The sequence below is a fragment of the Aliiglaciecola sp. 2_MG-2023 genome (genome assembly GCF_030548145.1).
GTDB classification, from domain to species: Bacteria; Pseudomonadota; Gammaproteobacteria; order Enterobacterales; family Alteromonadaceae; genus Aliiglaciecola; species Aliiglaciecola lipolytica_A.
In genome coordinates this window covers 42,971-65,852 of the sequence record NZ_JAUORY010000011.1, presented here as the reverse complement: position 1 = coordinate 65,852, position 22,882 = coordinate 42,971, and the positions used below count along the sequence as shown (strand labels likewise).

Below are 22,882 nucleotides of genomic sequence, written 5' to 3'. Positions count from 1 at the left end.
TGGTGCAGCATGGCACAAGTTAAATACTGCAAGTTCGGTCATGTAAAATCCTAGTCTGTAGATTGGCTAAACGAAATAATAAATACTCAAGGTTGATAATTGTAACGCTTTGCTCAAATCAAGTCAGGGAAAACAAGTTAAAGCAAATAAATTACCGTTAAAAACGCTATTTTCGCCTAGGTAATTTGCAAATTTGCCGTGCCAGCTTACAATAAGCGCCGTTTAAACCATCAAAAATAGCAGACTCACTTTATGGCACGCTCTAAAACCAGTAAAAAATGGCTGGACGAACACGTTAACGATCCCTACGTAAAAAAAGCACAAATTGACGGATATCGTTCCCGTGCTAGTTATAAACTTATCGAAATTAATGAAAAAGATAAGTTAATTCGCCCCGGTAGTATTGTCATGGATCTAGGTTCAGCTCCTGGTGGTTGGTCACAAATAGTCGCTCCCCTAGTAGGTAAAAAAGGCCGAGTGATAGCCTCAGATATTTTGCCAATGGATTCGATATTGGATGTAACTTTTATCCAAGGTGATTTCACCGAAGAAGCGGTTTACGATCAAATTGTGGCAACCTTAGACAACGAACAAGTTGATGTGGTGGTGTCTGACATGGCGCCGAACATCAGTGGTGTTAATGCCACTGACCAATACAGCTCAATGTACCTTGTCGAGTTAGCACTAGATATGGCCCGCAATGTATTAAAGCCTGGCGGCAGTTTTTGTGCAAAAGTGTTTCAAGGTGTTGGCTATGAAGAATATTTGAAAGACGTTCGTAGTTCTTTTAATAAAGTGGTGATCCGTAAACCTGGTGCCTCTCGCCCACGCTCTCGCGAAGTGTACATAGTCGCAAAAGGATTCAAAGGCTAAAACAAGATCTAAATAATGACTATCGCTCTAACAACGGCAACTTTTCGACAACACCGTTCCATTTGTCGGCATCTTCTGGAGGGGCTTTTAGTTCAGTGATATTCGGCCATTCTTGGCTCAATTGTTCATTTAGCGCTAAGTACTGGAGTTGATCGGCTGGCAGTTCGGTATCTTGAAAAATCGCATCTGCCGGACACTCTGGGACACATAACGCACAGTCTATGCAAATTACTGGATCGATCGCCAAAAAATTAGGCCCTTCAAAAAACGCATCTACAGGGCATACGGCAACACAGTCGGTATATTTACATTTAATGCAATTGTCGGTCACTACGAAGGTCATTGAAAGCTATTTTGGTTAGGCTGAAAATATGCCGACAAGTTTAAAGAAGCACGATAAAAACACAAGTTTCTTTGAAATTTTGTTGTGGTTAACAATAACCAGATGTTTTCAACCTAAATACAATTTAACAGGGCTATCTATCACAGACTAGCTGATTTAAAATATCGCGCCCTGACAGAAAGGCTGTCCGGCGTTTAAAGAGTGTGTATTATGTTACGTTTGACGGATATTAAATTACCCCTAAATCATCAAGAACAGGCTATTGAGCAAGCAATACTTAGCAAACTCAAAATCACCCCAAGCCAGTTAATATCCTTCAATATGTTCAAACGAGGCTATGACGCTCGCAATAATAGAGACATTCAGCTCATTTACACCCTTGATGTGGAAGTCAAAAACCAATCTGAACTGCTCGAACAGTTTGAGCGAGATCCGCAAGTTCGCATCACGCCTGACATGCAATATAAATTTGTCACCCAAGCACCAAATGAACTAACCGAGCGACCAGTAGTGGTTGGACTAGGACCATGTGGTTTATTTGCCGCATTAATTTTGGCCCAAATGGGGTTTAAGCCGATAATACTGGAACGGGGCAAAGAAGTTCGAGAACGGACCAAAGACACCTTTGGTTTTTGGCGCAAAAAACCACTCAATCCAGAATCAAATGTGCAGTTTGGTGAAGGTGGTGCGGGTACATTTTCCGATGGCAAACTTTATAGTCAGGTAAAGGATCGCAAACATTACGGGCGCAAAGTGCTACATGAATTTGTCGCTGCAGGCGCACCTGAAGAAATCATGTACGTAAGTAAACCCCATATTGGGACCTTTAAATTGGTCAATATGGTCGAAAAAATGCGTGAAAAAATCATATCTTTAGGGGGTGAATTTCGCTTCAGTACAAGAGTAGAAAAACTCGATTTAGAACCGCAAAATGACGGCTATAAAATAAAAGGCTTACATTTAGCTGATGGGGATTACCTTAGCTGCAAACACGTAATATTAGCAGTGGGTCACAGTGCAAGGGACACCTTCACGGCACTGTATGAGCAAGGCGTGTATATTGAAGCTAAGCCATTTTCAGTAGGCTTTCGAATCGAACACGAACAAAGCATGATCGACAAATGTCGCTTCGGCGACAATGCCGGCAACCCTATTTTGGGTGCAGCTGACTACAAACTAGTCCACCACTGTAAAAATGGACGCACCGTCTATAGTTTTTGTATGTGTCCAGGCGGCACGGTAGTCGCGGCAGCATCAGAACCAGGAAGAGTCGTTACCAATGGCATGAGCCAATATTCTCGCCACGAACGTAACGCCAACAGTGCCATAGTCGTTGGCATTACCCCAGAACAAGATTATCCAGGTCATCCTTTGGCAGGTATCGAATTACAACGTAGTTTAGAAGATCTGGCCTTTGCAGTTGGAGGTGAAAACTATCACGCACCGGCGCAATTAATTGGAGACTTCCTAGCAGGTAAAGCCAGTGCAGAATTAGGTGATGTAAAACCTTCATATACCCCAGGTATCACCCTAACTGATTTATCCAAAGTGGTACCTGATTTCGTAACCGAATCCATTCGCGAAGCCATTCCAGCGTTCAATCGTCAGATCAAAGGATTTGCCAAAGCGGATGGTTTACTCACTGGCGTTGAAACCCGCACCTCTTCACCGATTTGTATTAAACGCGGTAAAGATTACCAAAGTGTCAACGTAGCAGGTTTGTATCCCGCTGGCGAAGGAGCAGGTTATGCTGGCGGCATTTGGTCGGCCGGAATTGATGGTATTCGCGTAGCCGAAGCTGTGGCGTTGGCCATAGTGGGCATAGACGAAAAACCTGAATAAACGCAACCAAACAGGCTAATAAACCTTTATGCAGCAAAGTATTAAGAAAGATCGGTTTATTCCGTTACGAAAAGCGGATCTTATCAACGCCTGTTTGCAACAAGGCCAGCTCAATGAAAAGGATAAAAATGCGTTCATAGACTTGTGCCATATTCTGGTGAGCACCTTACATTTTGAATATCATCAGACTCTTGAAATATTAAAAGATAGTTACGCCCCCTTTGATCCTAACTCAGACACCCTGCCCGTTCATTCAACCTCTAAAGATTCCTTAGATAACAAACAACAGGTTTTCGCGCAAACCTTTGCTCAGGTGTTAAATGCCGCAAACTTTGAAAAGGTTACCGAGCAGGATTTACAAGAGGCGTTGCATGAAGCGTCTTTATTTAAAGTTAGGCTGGAAGTGGAATTTGAAGATTTCGCCGAAGTGGTATTTTATCGCCGTGGCGAATACCAGAAAACCGAAACACTGAGCAAGTTTTGGGGTCTGAAGAAACAGCAGGTAAGCTTCACCAACTATGACAAAGTAGCAGTTTATATAAAGTTTAAAAACGCTGAATACTTTGCCTCAAAGAAAATGAAATCGGTTAATTTTGAACCTGACTCAACCATCATCAAATTATTCCAAAATGTACCAAAAGCGGATTTAGAAATGCTGTTCCCCAACAGCGAAGTGCGCATGCGCACCTTAGACAAAGCCATTATCGGCGGCTCTGCGTTAGTTGGCGGAACCGTGGTGTTAGTTACAAAACTAGGCGCGTCTTTATTATTGATGGCAGGCATTATCAGTTATTGGATTGGTCTGTCAGATAAAGCAGTGACAATTGGCACTCAAGAACTCATCGCTCTTTGCGCAGGTGCAGGGGTAATTGGTGGGTTTATATTCAAAGAATGGAGTAAGTTTAAAAATCGTAAATTGAAATTTATGAAAGCACTGGCTGATAACCTCTATTTTAAAAATCTCGACAACAATGCTGGGGTTTTTCACCATCTAATTGATGCTGCGGAAGAAGAAGAATGTAAAGAAGCGATACTAGCCTATTATTTTTTACTGACATTTAAACAGCCTATCAGCAGTGAACAACTAGATCAGCAGATTGAAGATTGGTTTGCCAGCCGATTCGATTTTGAAATAGATTTCGAAATTGAAGATGCGTTAAATAAATTGCTTCGATTTGGCATAGTTAACAAACAAAATAATATGTATAGCGCCATATCGATACAAGCCGCCCAGACCCAACTGGGTCGTGAATGGGATGACATTTTCAGCTCAAAGGTTGAGTAACTCCAACAGCATAAAAACTCAACGTCAGGCTCTAACTAACCTGATATAACTTATTTAAATAAACCATCATAAGCATTAATCAATCTAGCATTTCACCTATCAATATAGTTTTTCAATAGTCTGATATTGCAAATAGATTGCTCGTTAAAACCCTGTGTAACATCACTTTTATTACATACATGTAAATTAAATGTTCACTTATTAACAAACTTGCTTGCTTTACGAGACTCTAAAACATAACATAACTTGCATTAAAGAACTCACTGCGTTTATTTGTCGGTCGAAGACTCAGCTATTTGCTCGACAATCTCCCATAAAACGCATTACTTTGGAGAACATTTTATGCCCGCTTACAAAGCACCACTTCGCGATATTCAATTTGTTATGGATGATCTGCTTAACTTTTCCAACCATTATCAACAATTGAATATTGATGTTGAGATAGATCGTCAAACTCAAACGGCAATCATTGAAGAAGCGGCTAAATTTTCTGAAAATGTAATTTCTCCACTAAATGCGGTTGGTGATCAAGTGGGGTGTAAGTGGAGTGCAGATGGCGTTACCACACCAACTGGCTTTAAAGCCGCTTATCAACAATATTGTAAAGGTGGTTGGCCATCATTGGCAATGCCCGAACAATACGGCGGACAAGGCCTGCCGGAATCTATGAACATCATTGTCAATGAATTGGTATGCAGTGGCAGCGTTGCGTGGTCGGGTTACCCAGGTTTACGTGAAGGCGCGATAAAAACACTGGTTAGTTATGGCAGTGAAACGCTTAAAAATACCTTTCTACCAAATTTAGTCAGCGGTAAATGGACAGGAACAATGTGTCTAACCGAATCTCATTGTGGAACGGATTTAGGCCAATTAAAAACCAAAGCTACGCCTATATCTGATACCGAGTTTACCCTTACCGGAACAAAAATATTCATATCATGTGGTGAACACGATATGGCCGAAAACATCATTCATATTGTGTTAGCTCGTTTACCCGATGCACCAGCTGGCAGTGCAGGTATTTCGCTTTTTGTGGTGCCAAAGTTTTTGGTAGAAAACGGAAAATTAGCTGCCAGAAACAAGGTTAACTGTGGTTCCATCGAACATAAAATGGGTGTCCATGGTTTTGTCACCTGTGTAATGAACTTTGATGGTGCCAAGGGTTACTTACTTGGACAACCAAATAAAGGCCTTGAAGCCATGTTTACTTTTATGAACTCAGCTCGGTTAACCACCGCTTTGCAGGGCTTAGTCCATTCAGAAGTGGCCTATCAAGGCGCTGTCCCCTACGCCAAAGAAAGATTAGCAATGCGTTCACTAAGTGGAGTGAAAAATCCAGATGGCCCTGCCGACCCCATCATAGTTCACCCTGACGTCCGCCGTATGCTACTAACCATTAAGTCATTTGCAGAAGGGTTTAGAGCATTCGCTTATTATGTTGCCCAACAGCTCGATATTGCCGAACATGGACAGTCAGTTGAAGAAAAAATCCATGCCAAACAATTACTAGCGCTGCTTACTCCTATCTGCAAGGGATTTATGACGGAACTAGGTTGTGAAGCAGCCCATCACGGTGTGCAAGTTTATGGCGGTCACGGCTACATTAAAGAATGGGGTATGGAACAAAACCAACGTGATAGTCGTATCTCTACTTTGTATGAAGGTACCACAGGTATTCAAGCCTTAGATCTGATCGGCAGAAAAGTGATGGGCTCTAAGGGCAGCTTATTAACCAATTTTACCGACATCATTATGAGGTTTTGTCAAACCCATCAATCTACCCCCAATATGCAAGAATTTATCGAACCACTTAAGCAATCAACCAATGACTGGTTGGAATTAGCCAATACAATTGGCAAATCTGCAGCTTCAGATGCCGATGAGTTAGGTGCCGCATCAGTGGACTTTTTAATGTTTTCTGGCTACACCATATTGGCTTACTTTTGGGCACGAATGGCGCTAGTTTCAATTCAAAAACTAGATACTGAAACAGAAGACAAAAATCTTTATACCAGCAAAATCAATACCGCCCGCTTCTACTTTCAACGCATATTACCGCGCACTGCGACCTTAAAGTTAACTATTCAATCTGGTGCAAAAAACTTAATGGAAATCAATTCGGAGCACTTTTAAATGGCCATAGCTATACTCATTTTAGTGCCCAATAATTTTTGGCAATTAACCAATATTTTGAGTTATTTATGAATACTAATAACAACTTAGCATTACCGGAAACCGCCTCCTTGCAGTCTATTTTTGACAAAGGCTGTCAACAATATAGTCAAAACAACGCTTTTAAATGTGGCTCACAAAGTATTAGTTATATGGAGTTGGACCATCAATCAAAAAGTTTCGCTGCCTATTTACAAGAGAATACCGAATTGCAACCAGGTGATAGGATTGCCCTTCAGTTACCTAATTGTATTGCCTATGCCGTAATAGCTTGGGGTGCTTTGCGGGCGGGGTTAGTGATAGTCAACGTTAACCCGTTATACACAGAAAATGAACTAGCCCATATGTATCAAGACTCAGGAGCTAAAGCGCTAATTGTATTAAGTTCATCTATTGAAATGGTCAGCAATTTAGTTAACGAGTCTGATATCTCAGTTTTGTTTTACATCAATAATGCAACCGCAGAACTTAACAACTTAACAGTTGATACAATTGAATATACGGATTGTTTAACTCAAGGCAGCAATTGCAAATTTACGCCAGTCTACGCCTCTCCAGACGACACAGCCTTGTTACAATACACTGGAGGTACAACAGGATTAGCCAAGGCAGCGGTATTAACCCATGCAAATTTGGTTAGTGCCGCTCGCAGCTTTTGGGATACCACCGGGGTATTTGAAGCTGGTAATGAAATTTTCGCCGCACCCTTACCCTTGTATCATGTTTATGCTTTTGTAGGTCATATTGTGGTGGGCGTAATATATGGTGTAACCAGCATTTTAATTACCAACCCACGAGATATACCTGCGCTGCATAATGCGTTAAAAGACAGCAAGTTTAGTCTTTTTGTTGGCATCAACACGCTATTTAACATGTTATGCCAAGATCCGTTATTTAGAACCCTTGATTTCTCAGGCTTAAAATTCACCTTGTCTGGAGGAATGGCTCTTAACCAGCGTGTTGCTTTACGTTGGGAAGAACTAACACACTGTCAGATTAATGAAGGTTACGGGTTAACAGAATCATCGGCTGGGGTCATTATTAATCGCGGCGAACATGATCGTCGATTAGGCTCCGTTGGCAAACCAATGCAAGGAGTAGAAATTAAGGTTATTGGAGATAAAGGACAAAGATTAGCGGCCGGCGAAAAAGGTGAGTTGTTTATAAAGGGTAAGCAAATCATGAAGGAATATTGGCACAATCCAAGTGCCACAACTGCAATATTACAAGACGGCTGGTTAGCAACAGGTGACATAGCGTTAATCGACGAGGAAGGTTTTGTCTATATTGTTGATCGCATAAAAGATGTGATTATTGTCTCAGGATTCAATGTTTACCCAGCAGAAATAGAGCAAGTGGTTAACCGACTTTCCGATGTTCAGGAATGTGCTGCGGTAGGAATAGAGTCAGAGGATACCGGTGAGGCTGTCCAACTGTTTGTTGTGCTAAAAGAAAATGTCATTTCTGAAGCCACTATTATTGAACATTGTCGTAAAAACTTAGCTGCTTACAAAATTCCCAAAGTGATAAAAGTGATTAATGAATTACCTAAATCGCCTGTCGGTAAAGTGTTGAAACGCATGCTTAAAACACACTGAGAATTAGCTTTAAAATAGTAAGTTAAACTATTTGATAACAGTAAACCCCACTTTATCTGGTTGGGGTTTGCTTAAACAAACTGCACAAATCACATCCACATCAAGATCATGTCCGCAGGCTTTATGAATAAGTTTATAAGGTCGTTCCATAGGTGTAAAATAATCTAAAACCCATTGCCTCAATGCTAGCGTCATACCGTACAAGGACTCTCCTTTTTCGGTGAGTTTATATTCATAACGGGATGGTGACTGTTGGTACAAATTCCTTTTTAGCACCCCTAAGTCGACCATTTGCTTAAGTCTATCTGCCAATATATTTGTAGCAATACCTAGGCTGTGCTGAAAATCGTCATAACGGCTTAACCCCAAAAAGACACTCGCTATAATCAGACTACTCCAGCGATCACCAATAATTTCGATAATATGTCCAAGTCGATGATCCGCATCGGATACAGTGGAACCTCTTGAGCGCCTTTGGGTATTCATACTATCTACAACATTGCCAGTGTGAACTATACCAATACTTTTGTTCTCTACTCTTGTCACATCTTTATAGGTAACCTCTAAGCGGCAATTCCGGCATACACAGATTGGCTTTAACTCATGTTGGCTATCTACATTGTGTTGTAATACCAAGGGCAACTTAGCATTTGGTTGATTCACCCAATGGGTTTCCCACTCCCAAACCATTAACGCCCAAGGATATAATGCAAGACCTTTAGTGGTGAGTTTGTATTCATAACGAGGCGGAGTTTGGCTATAAAGTACTTTTTGTAAAACCTCTTGTTCAAGCAAAAACTCTAAACGATTGGTCAATGTTCCTCTGGCAATTTTACTATATTCTCTGAATTCGCTAAATCTATGCCGTCCTAAAAATGCATCTCGCAAAATCAGTATAGTCCAGCGATCGCCGACGATTTTTAGTGCTCTGGCCACAGGGTTGGTGATTATTTGAGTTTCAATATTCATACATAAACTCTATCCCATTCAATCATTAAAACAAAGCAAGGGGTTAACAATAACAACATTCATTTTCTAATCATAAATCGTTAATACGCTGATATTTAACCACAAGTTGTGGAAATCAAATAAATTATCAAACTTCCGCCCCTCCTATAGTTACATATTATTAAATAAACACACATTTAATTAACAATAAAGCTTGCATTAAGAAACCCACAAGTATATTGTCACATCACTTGCGTTATTAGACCAACAAATTTATTCAATAAACATAATTCACGGTTTGAAGCATTTAGGAGCAAACGATGCAAATTAAATACAGAAAAAAGCCTATAGCTATATACATTTCAGCACTTTTAATGGGCTACAGTGTTAACTCAATAGCGCAAGAGACCAAGGACACAAATTCAGAATTATCGCTAGAAGTGATAGAGGTAACAGCACAAAAAAGATCCCAAGGATTACAGGATGTTCCTATCTCCATCAGCGCAATATCTGGCGACATGTTAAAAAACACCAATATTAATTCATTAACTGATATGTCTAGTTCTGTTCCTAATCTTACGATTACCAAATCAGGCATAACCAATCAAATAGGCATACGCGGTATTTCATCGGGCGGGAATAAAGGTTTCGAACAATCTGTAGCTATGTATGTTGATGAAGTGTATTACGGTCGCGATCAACTCATTCAGTTACCGCTAGTTGATTTAGAACGAGTTGAAATTTTACGTGGACCACAGCCAATCTTATTTGGTAAAAACGCCATTGCTGGGGCTATTAGCCTATCGTCTGCTCGACCTACAGATGAATTTGAAGCGTCCATTTCTACCCTATATGAATTCGAACAGGAAGAATTTAAAACAGTCGGCATTATTTCCGGCCCGCTAACCGAAAATCTAAAAGGGCGTTTTGTTGCCTCATACCGCGAAATGGATGGTTGGATAGAAAATACAACATTAGAGCGCACTGAACCCAATACCAAGCAGCTTTATTTACGCGGTATGCTTGAATGGGATTATGACGACCTTAACATTTTACTGAAAGCCGAAACCGCTAATTTTGATACCGCCGGAAGAGCCATTGAGAACCACTCTCCTATTGGTACTTATTCAAGCATTTTTAGTGGCGCACTCTACGTTGAAACTGATGAAGATTACAAGTCGCAAAATAACGGCCAAGAAAGCGACAACAAAGTAGAAAACGTAATGCTAAAAGTGGAGTACGAGGTAAATGACTTTACGCTCACTTCAACCTCAGCATACTTAAAGTATGACACCGATGAACTCATTGACGTGGATTATACTGGACTAGATCTGTTCAACGGCTCAGTTCAAGGGGAACGTTTCAAACAATGGAGCCAAGAACTCCGAGTTGCCTCGCCAACCGATGGTGATATTGACTACATTGCCGGAATTTATTTACAAGACAATGAGTTAATTACCTACGATAACGTTTTATTTGGCTCTACGTTTGCGGCAAACCCTGCTTTCGTACCTATTGTTAACGGTAGCTGGGACAGAGATTTTTCACAAGACTCCCAAGTATTCTCAGCCTTTGCTCAGTTAAATTGGCGGATAACCGACAAGCTGTCTTTGACAGCTGGCGCAAGGTATAGCAAAGAAGAAAAAGATGCACATCGAGTACTGAACTTACCCGGCGAAAATACCAGTGGTATACCAGCCGATGCATTGTTCCCAGGCTCTCCTGCATTTGGCCCCCAAGCCGGCTTCGAAGTTATGATGGGTGCGATAAAAATATATGCCCATGATTTAGAGGGTACTCGAAAAGAATCTCAACTCGATCCATTACTGAATATTCAATACGAATTGGATGACGATACCATGTTTTACGCCTCTTATACCCAAGGTAGTAAGGGCGGAGGTTTTGATATTCGCTCAAATAGTTATCCTGATAATCCCGTTAATCCAGGCTCTTTCGAATTTGAAGATGAACAGGCTACAAGTTATGAAATAGGCGGTAAATTTGGTTTTGGTTATATTGAAATCAATGCCGCTACCTTCTTCACGCATTACGAAGATCTGCAAGTCACTCAATTTGATGGCACTGTCGGTTTTAACGTACAAAATGCAGCCGAAGCAGAAACCAAAGGTATCGAATTAGACGGTCGCTGGCTGCTTTCCGAGTCTTTGGTACTCAACGCTTCATTGGCTTACTTGAATTTTGAATACCTTGATTTTGATGTGGCGCAATGTGCTCCAGATCTGGTTTTACCTGATCAGGTATTAAGCTCTAGCGTAGATGGATTATGTAACCTTGCTGGTGAAAGCGCGATTTATACACCTGAGCTTACTGGAAGTCTGCGACTGCAATACCAGCAAGATCTCGGCGATTGGGCCTATCTGACTTATGGATTAAATATGGAATATAGCGACAAGTACAACGCGGGTGTCACTATAGATCCGAATACCGAACAAGATGCCTATACTAGATGGGGAGTACGGGTAGCCTTAGCCGATTACGACGACCAATGGAAAGTGGCGCTGATTGCTAACAACATCACCGATGAAAGAGTAATGACGCTATCGAACTCATTACCATTTTCAACCACCCTAACCGGCGGAACAGGTGTTGCCTATTACGGCATATACGATCGCCCTAGAAGTATTGCCTTGGAACTAACCTATAACTTCTAAAATTTAAGGTGTTAATTCACACCGCCTAACTAGGCGGTGATTTAGCGTCACTCTAATAGAGGATTACGATTTATGACCTTTGTAATGCAGTTCAGCCATCACCTTATGCCGACTCCCCGAACTCAATCGTTAGGAAAGTCAAAATTTAGCCATAAGTGTGAAAGCAAACACATTTATCAGGTCAATTAGGGTATTTAGTATGATAATTTCGAAACAAGATAGACTCACCCAGTACCACAACTCTGGAGAATGGGGCACACAAAGACTTCATGACTTATTTGAAGCAACTGCCGCTCGTTTCCCTGAACGTGATGCCTTAGTTGACCCACTAGATAAACAAGATTTAGTCGGCAGCGAGCCTCAACGGTTAACCTATAACCAGCTAAAAGATAAAGTAGATCAGTTAACCAAGGTTTTATTGAACAATGGTTTAGGTAAAGATGACATTATTCTGGTGCAAATGCCGAATGTAGTGGAATTAATATTTACCTACCTTGCTGCCTCACGTTTAGGAATTATTTTAAGCCCAGTGCCTGTGCAATATCAGGAAAGCGAACTATCAACCATCCTTAACGTACTGCAACCCAAAGCAATTGTTTTAAACCCAGAATTTAAACAAACCTCATTATTAGAACGCATGCAGCGCAGTATTCAATTAGCGGAGCTACAAACTCAGCCACCCAAAATACTGAGCTGGGGTGAAGGCGGTACTGTATCTAATTTGTCGTTACAGATGACCCAATCCTTACAAGCATCTTTATACAATGATTACCGCCAGCAGCACACCATTAGTGCCGATGATCTCATTACAATTTGTTGGACATCAGGCACCGAAGGCACCCCGAAAGGCGTTCCTCGTAGTCACAACCAATGGTTGGCGATTGGTAAAGCCACCTACTTAGGAAATCAAATTCAAGATAACGAGACATTGCTTAATCCTTTTCCGTTGATCAACATGGCATCTATCGGTGGAATGTTTTTAAGTTGGTTATACAGCGGTGGCAAACTGGTATTACACCACCCTTTGAATTTACCGGTTTTTTTACAACAAATAGTGACTGAAAAAGTCAATTACACACTTGCACCTCCCGCGTTGCTAAACACGATACTCAAAGATGAAAAGCTAAAAAATGCCGTCGATTTTTCAACTATTAGAGCTATAGGCTCAGGTTCAGCGCCGCTAGATGTGTGGATGGTTGAAGGCTACAAAGAACTTTTCGATATCGAAATAGTTAATCACTTTGGTTCAAACGAAGGAATGAGTTTGTTGTGTGGCCCAAATGAAACTGATCGTCCAGAGAAACGGGCAAGATTGTTTCCCCGCGCAAGTAGCCTACTAGAGACTCGATTAATTGACGTTGAAACTAATCAGCAAGTATCGGCTCACGATAAGTCTGGTGAACTGCAAATTAAAGGTGCTGGTGTATTTGATGGATATTATAAATCTCCTGAAAAAACCGAAAGTTGCTTTACCGATGACGGATTTTTCAAAACTGGTGATTTGTTTCAAATCTCCTCTGAAGATCCAGTGTTTTATACCTTTATTGGTCGATGCAAGGACTTAATTATTCGTGGCGGAATGAATATCGCGCCCGCTGAACTAGATAACCTTTTAAATGCACATGACGATATTCTAGATGTTGCGGTAGCCCCCTACCCTTGTGAAATATTGGGTGAACGTATCGCCGTATTCGCCACCTTAAAACCAGAAAAACACCTCACTTTGGCTGATGTTGTTAACTACTTAAAACAACAAAATATCGCATCATTCAAGCTCCCAGAGAAACTCATTCTAGTGAATGAAATACCTCGTAATCCATTAGGTAAGGTTATGCGTCATAAGCTCTCCATAGCATCGTAAATAACCGATTAAACACGATTTACAGCAGAAATTGAGTACTATAAGGAAACCCCATGAAAAGTAATTTGATTAAAGAGTATGAGCAACAAGATACACCTGAATGGACCGCTTCCGAAGATCACTATCACAATGTTAACCCCTATTTACACGGAGCATTAGGTCCAACAAAGTTCGAGCACAGCGAACAAGAACTGGAGGTTTTAGAAGGTCAAGTACCCGCAGATCTCACTGGCATTTATGTGAGAAACGGTGCTAACCCGCGCTTTGCCAGTAAAGGTCCACATCATTGGTTTGATGGAGACGGCATGTTACACACCCTCTCGTTTAAAGATGGTAAAGCAAGTTATAAAAATCGCTGGATCCGAACCAAACACTTTAATATGGAAAGTGAAGCGCAAAAAATATTGTGGCCAGGATATGCGATGCCTCGCCCTGATCCTAACTCTCCTCCAGGCAGTGGCAGTGACTTTTCCATCAAGGATGCCTCAAATACAGATGTGGTTTGGCATAACGGTGCTCTTCTAACCACCTTTTATCAAACCGGCATTCCTTACAGAGTAAACCCTGTGACACTGGAAACGGAAGGACAGGAAACCTTTAATAGTAAACTGCCAAGACAGATGTCCGCCCATTGTAAAGTTGATGACGCCACAGGTGAATTGATGTTCTTCGATTACAACATGGAAGAACCATATATGACATACGGTGTAGTGGATAAAAACGGACAGCTGACAAACTATGTTGAAATACCTTTACCTGGGGCAAGGCTTCCTCACGACATGGCGATTACTGAAAACTATTCAATCTTGATGGACTTACCATTGCATTGGAATAAAGGTAGCCACGGTTTACACTTTTTCAAAGACCGCCCAAGTCGTTTCGCCGTCATCCCCAGACATGGAGATCAAGCAGACATTAAGTGGTTTGATGCTAGCGCATGTTATATGTACCACACGGTTAACGCCTATGAAGAAGATGGCAAAATCATCATGGATGGATGCCGCCAACCTGAGCCTATTTCACCGCGCAAACCTGGAGATGGGGTAATAGAAAGAATGGAGTCTGCAGGCACCTGGAAAGATGTAAAACTGTATCGTTGGACATTTGATTTAAGCACCGGAGAAACCCAAGAAGAGCAACTTGACGATGCCAATGTTGAGTTTCCCATGATCAATGCCGACTTCTACACAGGTAAAAAGTATCGATATAGTTATTCCACACTCATGCCAACGGATTCGTTAATTAATTTTAGTGGCGTGTTTAAATTTGATCACCAAACTCGAGAAAAGCAAATATATACCTTCCCAGAAGGTTCTTGTGGCTCTGAAACACCTTTTGCACCAGCAGATAATGCGGTAAATGAAGATGATGGATATCTCATTAGTTTTCTCACCTATGCTGACACTGGTGAAAGTGAAGCCATCATTCTAGATGCAAGAAAAGTGGATGCGGGGCCGATTTGTCGACTAAAAATACCCAGTCGCGTGCCTGTTGGATTCCACACATGCTGGGTAAACAGCGAAAAAGCTGTCGGGTTATAAAAGTTTTAGTAATTAAAAGAGAACGCTATGAATGAGCAAAACATTTACATTTTAGGTGGTCATCAGACTGATTTCAGTCGCAATTGGGCTCGAGAAGACAAAGGTATTTACGACTTATTTGAAAGTTGTTTGCAACAAGGTTTAATCGACTCTAAGCTTGACGCAGAAGATGTGGATGTTGCTCATGTAGGCAACTTTGTTTCAGATCTATTCACCGGACAAGCGCAACTAAACGGTTTTTTTGCCCACGCAGCACCGGAGTTTGGTGACATTCCAACGTCAAGACACGAAGCTGCATGTGCTTCTGGCTCAATGGCCTTATTAAGTGCCATGCGCGATTTAGAATCTGGCCATTACCAAGTAGCTTGTGTGATGGGCATAGAACTAATGCGCAATGTCAACTCTGCGCTGGGGGCTGAGTATTTAGGATCGGCCGCTTGGGTGGGGAAAGAAACCGAAGGTTGTCGTTACGTTTGGCCTAAAATGTTTGCTGACTTGCTGGAGCATTATCAGCAAAAGTATGGCCTCGATACCCGTCATTTATCAAAAATAGCGGAACTTAACTTTGCAAATGCCAAACGCAACCCCAATTCTCAAACCCGAAATTGGCAATTTTATGCACAAAGCTTTACCGATGATAATGAATTTAATCCCATTGTCGAAGGCCGATTGCGAAAACAAGATTGCGGACAGATAACCGATGGCGCAGCAGTTGTATTTCTAGCAAATCAAAAATACGCGGCAGAATATGCGGCAAAAAACAACATTTCATTATCCTCAATCCCTAGGATAAAAGGCTGGGGACATCGCAGTGCGCCTTTATTGATGAATCGTAAGTTAGAGTTGAGCGAACATAATGGCTTGATATTTCCCCATGTTAAACGCACCTTTGACGATGCATTATTGCGCGCAGGTTTGGAAAGTGTGCATAGTTTAGATTTATTAGAAGTGCACGATTGTTTCTCAATGACCGAGTACATGCTGATTGACCATCTCGGCTTAACCGCCCCTGGCGAATCTTGGAAAGCCATTGAAAACAACATCATCAACTTTGACGGTGACTTGCCTATCAACCCCAGCGGAGGACTCATTGGTCTTGGCCACCCAGTTGGCGCTACTGGCGTCAGAATGATGTTAGATGCGTATAAGCAAACAACCAATCAATGTGCTGATTATCAAATTGAAAACGCCAATAACGTCGGAATTTTTAACCTTGGAGGCAGTGCAACAACTTGTGCCTCTTTTATTGTTGGCACCGATAATCACTAATTCACAAGAGACTAAAGTATGTAATTAGCATAGATTGGCAAGAATTTAGTGCTCAACTTAACCAATGAGCATATTTATTACTTTCATTAAAAAACCAATTAGCGCTTAAGCTTTTTGTGCATAATTTTAAGGTTACGCTTTCGAAATTGTGGGTTATAGTATAGAGAATCACAAACGATAATCGCTGTCGTTAACTTTCATAATCACACCCTTATAAATATCGAAAATAGTAAAATTGGAAACTGTCAGAAGTGGTAAAAAATAATGAATCGACTAATTTGAAGAGTACTTCGGCAGATGTAAAACTCATTCAAACTTGTTCAATTTGGCGTGCACTTGAGATTATAGGTGATAGCCCTGTTTTGCTAATAATGGAAAGTTATTGGCTTGGAGCCCGTCGCTTCGATGAATTTTGTCAACAAACAAAACTCTTAAAACCGGTAGTAAGCAATAGGCTTAAACGACTAATCGATAAAGGTTGTATGGTTAAAGTTGCTTACAGTGAAAGACCAAAACGATATGAATACAAGGCCACTGAAAAATTTGTCGATCTCTACCCTGTTGCATTAGCAATGCTCCATTGGGAACGTCAATGGGGGCAAAAATCCGGTAAACTCGAGATTGTTCTAACCCATAAATCCTGTGGTAACACCACCGAACCTTTTCCTGCCTGTGCGTCATGCGGTACTGAAATTAGTCCGCTAGATGTGAGCTGGGAAACCGGTCCTGGTGCCGGAGAAATGGAAGCTAAGTACAGCGCTAGACGGCGACAATCATCAAAAGCAGGCAGTAGCACAACTTTACTCGATGACAGTATTCAAATCATCGGCGACCGTTGGGGAATGTTAATATTTCGCTCATTATTCAGTGGCATCAATCAGTTCCAAGAAATTCTTAAAGCCACTTATATCGCCACTAATATATTATCCAATCGTCTTTCCGAGCTATGTGAAGACGGATTCCTCACCACCACAGAAGTGCCGGGCGATTCGCGTCGGATTCAATATAAACTGACCAAAAAAGGAATCGGTATATACCCTATCATACTGACCTTGTTGCAGTGGGGGGACAAATGGCTTCCGTCTCCAGAAGGTCCACCGCTTCTACTCACCCATAAAATATGTGGGAACCCACTGAGGCTTGAAATGGCTTGCTCGTCTTGTCATCAAGAAGTCCTTCCTACTGACACTACTTACACGCTGCAAATAAGCAACAGTCGTGGAAAGCTCAATAAGCAGGATGATTAACCACCTTAAATAACGCCGTTTGCTTTAAATCCTTTAATATCTTCCGCGCTAAAACCAATCTCATTAAGTATATCAGTTGTGTGTTCTCCCAAGGTTGGTGCTCGCTTGAAGTCTTCTACCTTGGTTTTCGAATAACGGATTGGATGATCAGCAATAGGTGCTGTTTTTGCTACTCCAGGATATTCGCAATACTGGAACATATTTGCTGCCACGATATGCTCATTACTAACGACTTCACCAGGACGCAACATTTCTCCACATGGAATACCCGCTTGGGCTAACTCGGTTAGTACTTCGCTGTTTGTTCGTTGCTCACACCACTTCGACATGCGCTGACAAATGATATCTGCGTGATCGCCACGAGATTGATCGGAGCTGAATCTTGGATCATCTAACCATTCTTGCTCTGCCATTAAATTAGCCCAACGTTTGAATATGCCAGCGCCGACCACTTGCACAGTCACATAACCGTCGAGGGTACGAAACGAATCAGTAGGAGCATTGTACTGGCCTCGAGTGGCACTACCTGTTCGTTCTAGGCCAGTAACAGCGGCTTCCATTAACGCTGCATTATTGAAAGTTAACGCGGTGCCTAACAATGTGCCTTCTACAATTTGCCCTTCCCCTGTTTTTGAGCGATGGATAAGCGCCGCCAAAGTACCAAATGCACTCAATGATGCGGTTCCAAAATCGCTATAAGGTGCAAAAGACTTTGCTGGTTCATCTGAACTACCACTTAAATACATACTGCCAGACATAGCCTGAGCAACAGTATCAAAACCACCTCGCGTGGCATAAGGGCCAGTAGAACCAAATGCAGAACCAGTAGTAAGAATAATATCCGGCTTGATACTCACCAGGGTTTCATAATCTAGGCCTAATTTTTTAAGCGCAGGATAAGGCAAGTTCGCGACGACAACATCAGCGGTTTTTACCAAACGACGCACCACTTCACGCCCTTCTTGTGAAGCTGGATTTAAGGTTATACCGCGTTTGTTACGGCCAATCTGCATGTAATATGCGCCTTCTCCTGCGTCATTAATCGGCACAGTGAAACGATCTTCGCCGCCTGCAGGTTTTTCGATGCGAATCACATCTGCACCTAAATCGGCAAGCAGTGTGGCGCAAAAAGGACCCGCAATGTAACGACCAAAATCTAAAACACGCACTCCATCCAATATGTTGTTCATACTACTAGCACCTTGTTTTACTTACTCAAGAAAGATTCACTGTCGTTAACGGCTTAACTTCAAACTGATCTTTTTATTGTTCTCGTGTTAAACCGTTCTATCGCAGCAACATATTCTCGCTCTAGATCAAAAACGATATCGGCAACGGCTTCAATTGCACGACTGCGGCCAACGCCTTGTCCAGCCGCCCATATATCTTTCCAGCGTTTATTGTCTCCGCCGCCAGAATAATCTCTGTTCGCACTATCGGCTAGCGAGTCGAGGTCGACTCCAGCTTTTTGCAAACTCGGTTTCAACCATGATGCTTTTGTGCCTGTAATTGCGGCTGATACAATCAGATCATCAGCGTTCGCTGCCACTACCATATCTTTATATTCCGCTTGCGCCATACTTTCTTTAGCCGGCAAAAAACGCGTTCCCATGTAGACAAAATCAGCCCCGGCGGCTATCGCACCTGCCACACCTGCACCGTCTGAAATACCACCGCCCACCGCGATATAACCGTCAAAAAACTCGCGCACCGCGGATATAAAAGCAAAAGGAGAAAGTTGACCGGTATGTCCACCCGCACCGGCACTAATACAAGCTAAGCCATCAACCCCAGCTTCTGCTGCTTTTTTAGCAAGTTTTAAGTCCACAACGTCGGCGAATACCATTCCGCCGTAGGATTTTACGGTTTCCATAACCGGCTTTGGTGAACCAAGTGCGGTGATCACAACAGCGGGTTTATACTTGGCCACAAGTTCTAATTCTTGCTCTAAGCGCGTGTAGGTTGAATGCGTGATCAGATTCATAATCCAAGGCGCATCATTTGTGGTTAATGCACTGGAAATTTTGTTCATCCATTCATCTAACTCTTCAATCGTGCGGGTGTTGGTCGAGGGAAACGAACCAGAGATACCTGCTTTACAAGCAGCGATCACTAATTCCGGACCAGAAACTAAAAACATCGGTGCACAAAACACCGGCAGTCTTAGGTTTAACGCTTTAGGCTCATTCATCTGTACCACTCTCATTGGCTGTATTATCTAAATTATTCGTCGCCAAGCACGGGCATGGAACAGGCTTGGTAAATAAGGTTGAAGATAGATAGCGAATTAGATTCGTCCTAAATCAGGCTTTTTCCAATACCGCCACTGTGGTTACTCCCTCTTCCACGCCAAGGAATCCACCGCCATTTTCAGCGACCGCTATGCGGGCACCTTGCACCTGTCTAGCGCCAGCTTCACCACGCAATTGTGCAGTTAACTCGTACATTTGTGCGATTCCGGTTGCACCAACAGGATGCCCCTTAGCAAGTAAGCCTCCTGAAGGGTTAACCGGTGCTCTGCCACCAATTTTGAAGTCTCCTTTTTTGAGGCCTGCTCCCACCTCCCCTGGTTGACACAAACCTAAATTTTCAATTTGCACTAACGTAGAAAAAGCCGTTGCATCATGTACTTCAATGACGTCTATATCTTTAGCTTCAATGCCAGCTTCGGCATAGGCAGCTTGTGCTGCGCGACGACTAATGTGACGGGTGTAATCGAACTTGTCGCGGCTAATAGTGCTTAACAAGGCGACAGAACAAAGACGCACCGCTCGTGAGCGACCAATTTTTTTAAGCGCGTTGTCGCTGCAAAGAATTAAAGCTGAAGAGCCATCACTTACAGGTGCGCACATAGCGCGGGTAAATGGATAGACGATGCTTTTATCCGCCAATACCTGCTCAACCGTAAAAGGTGTGCGGTACTGGGCATTAGGGTTATGTTGCCCATGACAATGAGTATTGGCAGCAATACGGGCGAAATCTTCTTGAGTGGTGCCAAAGCTATCCATATGCACGCGAGCTTGAGCGGCATACAAATCCATAAACAAACTGCGATCAGGACCGGGTTTTTCGCCACCAATAGAAACAATATAATCAAGAACACTTTGCTGATCGTGAATATCAGTGCCACCAGCAAATGCAGCGGCAACTTTCTCTGGTCTATCTTTGTAAACCATTTTCTCAGAGCCAACCACCAAAGCAATATCCACCATGCCGGCTCTTATTGCAGTCATCGCCTGATGGACCGCAGTAGAGCCTGATGCGCAGGCATTTTCTACATTGATAATTGGAATACCTTCAATCCCAGCAGCTCGCAACGCAATTTGCCCACGTATGGTATTTTGACCTTCGAGCATTTGTTGACGAGTATTCGAAAACCACGCCCCTTGCACGGCGCGTTTCTCTACCCCTGCATCTTGCAATGCTGCTTCAACTGATTGAGTCGTTAATGACTTGACTGTATCTTCTAATCGTTTGCCAAAGGGCGTCATTGCTGCGCCGACAATATACACATTCAGACTCATGCTACGCCCTTGCTAATAGGTCTACGTCGTTGAGCTATGCGAAAACGAGAAGCCACAAAGGACAGATCGGCTAAACAGGCATTACCTGCGGGGTTCAATCCTGTAACGTGATAATCACTGTATGCCGCAGCAAAATTAATCCACATGGCCCCAGTCAGATTAATTGTAAGGTTTGCCCCTGCTTGAGCGTATTCATCAACCCAGCGATCGATGTAATCTTCATTGGTTGAATACATATAACACGAAATTGTCCCCCGAGTTTTCGCCAATTCTGTGGCTTCAGCAGCCGCCGCATCGGCACTTTGTGTCGCTACAATAAATAGCACCGGACCAAAACGTTCTTCTGAATACATTTGTTTATGTTCAGATTTGGCCGAGATCACAAGTGGTGTGCGTGTTCGTGCATTGGGGAAATCTGGATGTGGGTAAGCTGTGGCTTGTCGTAAAATGGCTAATCCTTTTTGATTAGCCATAGCAGTGGCAGCTTCCACAACATCAAGGCTAACTTGCCCCTGAATCGCCCCCATAATACCCGCCGCGACTTTGGGATCCTCAGCAATGGCGTCAATTTCATTCACGATTGTTTGCGCTACTTGCTCAAAACTAACCTGTCCATTGGCGGTTTTTATCCCATCCTTTGGAACATATACAACTTGCGGGCTGGTACACATCTGCGCCGAAAATAAACTCGTCGCCCGAGCAATGGCGCGCATCGATTCGGCTAGGTTGTCTACCGACTCAACAACAACGCTATTTACCCCTGCAGTTTCGGTATATAGCAACTTACGAGTAACAGTATTTTCCAAATAACTGCCAAAACGAGGGCTACCAGTAAAGTCGATAATCTGCACATCAGGATGATCAATGTATTGCTTAGCAATTGGCTCAGCAATAGTATCGGCAGCCAAGGTCACCAAATTGGGATCGAATCCAAACTCTGCCAAAGTCGCACGACAGGTTTCAACTACAATAGCCATGGGCAGAATAGCGATAGGATGAGGTTTCACCACAACCGGGTTACCTGTGGCTAAGCTTGCAAACATTGCCGGATATGCGTTCCACGTAGGAAATGACGCACAGCAAATTACCAAGCCAACGCCTCTAGGTACAAGTGTGTAAGTTTTCTCAAGGTTTACTTGTTCCCGACCAAATGTGCGCTGGTATTGCGCTTTTGGAACCACATTGTCCATGGCAATAGATGCATAAGCTAATGCTTCAATGCCACGATCTAAGGCATTGGGACCAGAGCCACTAAACGCTTGGGTATAGCTTTGCCCAGCAACATGCATAACTGAGTGGGCCATTTCAAAATTTCTATCGTACAGGCGCTCAGCCATTTCTAGGCAAAGTGCAATCCTTAAATCAGGCGTAGCTTTTGCCCAACCCGGCATGCTTTTTTTCGCAGCAGCTATGTTAATCTCAGGATCACAAAGAGGATACGTTATGCCAAGTGCTGCTTGGGTAAAAGGCGAAACTTCAGCCCCCGCCCAAGCTTTAATGCCCGGTAAATCAAGTTTAAAAGGTTGATTCAAATGCGCTTCAAATGCAGCTTTACCCAAAACTGGCTTTTCAGGGCCGTGTATTTTAGTAGATGGTGAGTCTTTAAAAGGACTCCAGTTTTTCCTACTTTTAACGGCATCTATGGCCTGCTCGAGGGTTATTTTATGCTTAGCGACAATATCGATTGTTTTTTGCTGCTCACTCATT

At 42.6% G+C, this 22,882-nt stretch carries 16 protein-coding genes; 10 read left to right on the top strand and 6 right to left on the bottom strand.

Features of this window, described 5'->3' with window-relative positions; genetic code table 11:
- Nucleotides 1-252 precede the first annotated feature (252 nt).
- A complete protein-coding gene (rlmE, locus tag Q4567_RS12775; protein ID WP_303500614.1) occupies nucleotides 253-873 on the top strand; it encodes a 23S rRNA (uridine(2552)-2'-O)-methyltransferase RlmE in 621 nt (206 codons plus the stop codon).
- A gap of 19 nt (nucleotides 874-892) precedes the next feature.
- On the opposite strand, the gene fdxA is transcribed toward rlmE, so the two are convergent.
- Nucleotides 893-1,216, bottom strand: coding sequence for a ferredoxin FdxA (fdxA, locus tag Q4567_RS12770; protein ID WP_216048394.1), 324 nt, complete (start codon nucleotides 1,214-1,216; stop codon nucleotides 893-895).
- A gap of 210 nt (nucleotides 1,217-1,426) precedes the next feature.
- Here fdxA and Q4567_RS12765 point away from each other — a divergent pair, with 210 nt between their 5' ends.
- From Q4567_RS12765 to Q4567_RS12750, 4 genes are all read left to right on the top strand, one after another.
- Nucleotides 1,427-3,058 (top strand): NAD(P)/FAD-dependent oxidoreductase, encoded by a 1,632-nt coding sequence (locus Q4567_RS12765; RefSeq protein WP_303500612.1) that lies wholly within the window; start codon nucleotides 1,427-1,429, stop codon nucleotides 3,056-3,058.
- 40 nt (nucleotides 3,059-3,098) lie between these two features.
- Complete coding sequence (locus Q4567_RS12760) at nucleotides 3,099-4,343, top strand: TMEM143 family protein (protein WP_303500668.1); 1,245 nt, start codon at nucleotides 3,099-3,101, stop codon at nucleotides 4,341-4,343.
- 342 nt (nucleotides 4,344-4,685) lie between these two features.
- Nucleotides 4,686-6,476 (top strand): acyl-CoA dehydrogenase C-terminal domain-containing protein, encoded by a 1,791-nt coding sequence (locus tag Q4567_RS12755; RefSeq protein ID WP_303500610.1) that lies wholly within the window; start codon nucleotides 4,686-4,688, stop codon nucleotides 6,474-6,476.
- A 68-nt stretch (nucleotides 6,477-6,544) separates the two neighbouring features.
- The gene (locus Q4567_RS12750) at nucleotides 6,545-8,113 is read left to right on the top strand and encodes an AMP-binding protein (protein ID WP_303500609.1); all 1,569 of its coding nucleotides are present in this window, start codon (nucleotides 6,545-6,547) and stop codon (nucleotides 8,111-8,113) included.
- Nucleotides 8,114-8,140: 27 nt separating this feature from the next.
- Here the strand turns inward: Q4567_RS12750 and Q4567_RS12745 are convergent, their stop codons facing one another.
- Nucleotides 8,141-9,082, bottom strand: a complete 942-nt coding sequence (locus Q4567_RS12745; protein WP_303500607.1) for a helix-turn-helix domain-containing protein — start codon at nucleotides 9,080-9,082, stop codon at nucleotides 8,141-8,143.
- A 299-nt stretch (nucleotides 9,083-9,381) separates the two neighbouring features.
- On the opposite strand from Q4567_RS12745, the gene Q4567_RS12740 reads away from it, so the two are divergent.
- The 5 genes from Q4567_RS12740 to Q4567_RS12720 all read left to right on the top strand — a co-directional run bounded on the left by Q4567_RS12740 (nucleotide 9,382) and on the right by Q4567_RS12720 (nucleotide 17,651).
- Nucleotides 9,382-11,733 carry a TonB-dependent receptor gene (locus tag Q4567_RS12740; RefSeq protein WP_303500606.1) on the top strand — a complete coding sequence of 784 codons (2,352 nt, stop codon included), beginning with the start codon at nucleotides 9,382-9,384 and terminating at the stop codon, nucleotides 11,731-11,733.
- Nucleotides 11,734-11,932: 199 nt separating this feature from the next.
- A complete protein-coding gene (locus Q4567_RS12735; protein ID WP_303500605.1) occupies nucleotides 11,933-13,594 on the top strand; it encodes a class I adenylate-forming enzyme family protein in 1,662 nt (553 codons plus the stop codon).
- A gap of 53 nt (nucleotides 13,595-13,647) precedes the next feature.
- Nucleotides 13,648-15,135 (top strand): carotenoid oxygenase family protein, encoded by a 1,488-nt coding sequence (locus Q4567_RS12730; protein WP_303500604.1) that lies wholly within the window; start codon nucleotides 13,648-13,650, stop codon nucleotides 15,133-15,135.
- A 27-nt stretch (nucleotides 15,136-15,162) separates the two neighbouring features.
- The gene (locus Q4567_RS12725) at nucleotides 15,163-16,404 is read left to right on the top strand and encodes an acetyl-CoA acetyltransferase (protein ID WP_303500603.1); all 1,242 of its coding nucleotides are present in this window, start codon (nucleotides 15,163-15,165) and stop codon (nucleotides 16,402-16,404) included.
- A gap of 251 nt (nucleotides 16,405-16,655) precedes the next feature.
- Nucleotides 16,656-17,651, top strand: coding sequence for a helix-turn-helix domain-containing protein (locus tag Q4567_RS12720; RefSeq protein ID WP_303500602.1), 996 nt, complete (start codon nucleotides 16,656-16,658; stop codon nucleotides 17,649-17,651).
- A 5-nt stretch (nucleotides 17,652-17,656) separates the two neighbouring features.
- On the opposite strand, the gene Q4567_RS12715 is transcribed toward Q4567_RS12720, so the two are convergent.
- The 4 genes from Q4567_RS12715 to paaN form a co-directional block, all read right to left on the bottom strand.
- A complete protein-coding gene (locus tag Q4567_RS12715; protein WP_303500601.1) occupies nucleotides 17,657-18,841 on the bottom strand; it encodes a CaiB/BaiF CoA-transferase family protein in 1,185 nt (394 codons plus the stop codon).
- A gap of 59 nt (nucleotides 18,842-18,900) precedes the next feature.
- Nucleotides 18,901-19,842, bottom strand: coding sequence for a nitronate monooxygenase family protein (locus Q4567_RS12710; protein WP_303500600.1), 942 nt, complete (start codon nucleotides 19,840-19,842; stop codon nucleotides 18,901-18,903).
- 112 nt (nucleotides 19,843-19,954) lie between these two features.
- Nucleotides 19,955-21,175 (bottom strand): thiolase family protein, encoded by a 1,221-nt coding sequence (locus Q4567_RS12705; RefSeq protein ID WP_303500598.1) that lies wholly within the window; start codon nucleotides 21,173-21,175, stop codon nucleotides 19,955-19,957.
- Entirely contained in the window at nucleotides 21,172-22,881 is a 1,710-nt protein-coding gene (gene paaN, locus Q4567_RS12700; protein ID WP_303500597.1) for a phenylacetic acid degradation protein PaaN, read from the bottom strand. Before paaN ends, Q4567_RS12705 begins: the two co-directional genes overlap by 4 nt.
- Nucleotide 22,882: the final 1 nt, after the last annotated feature.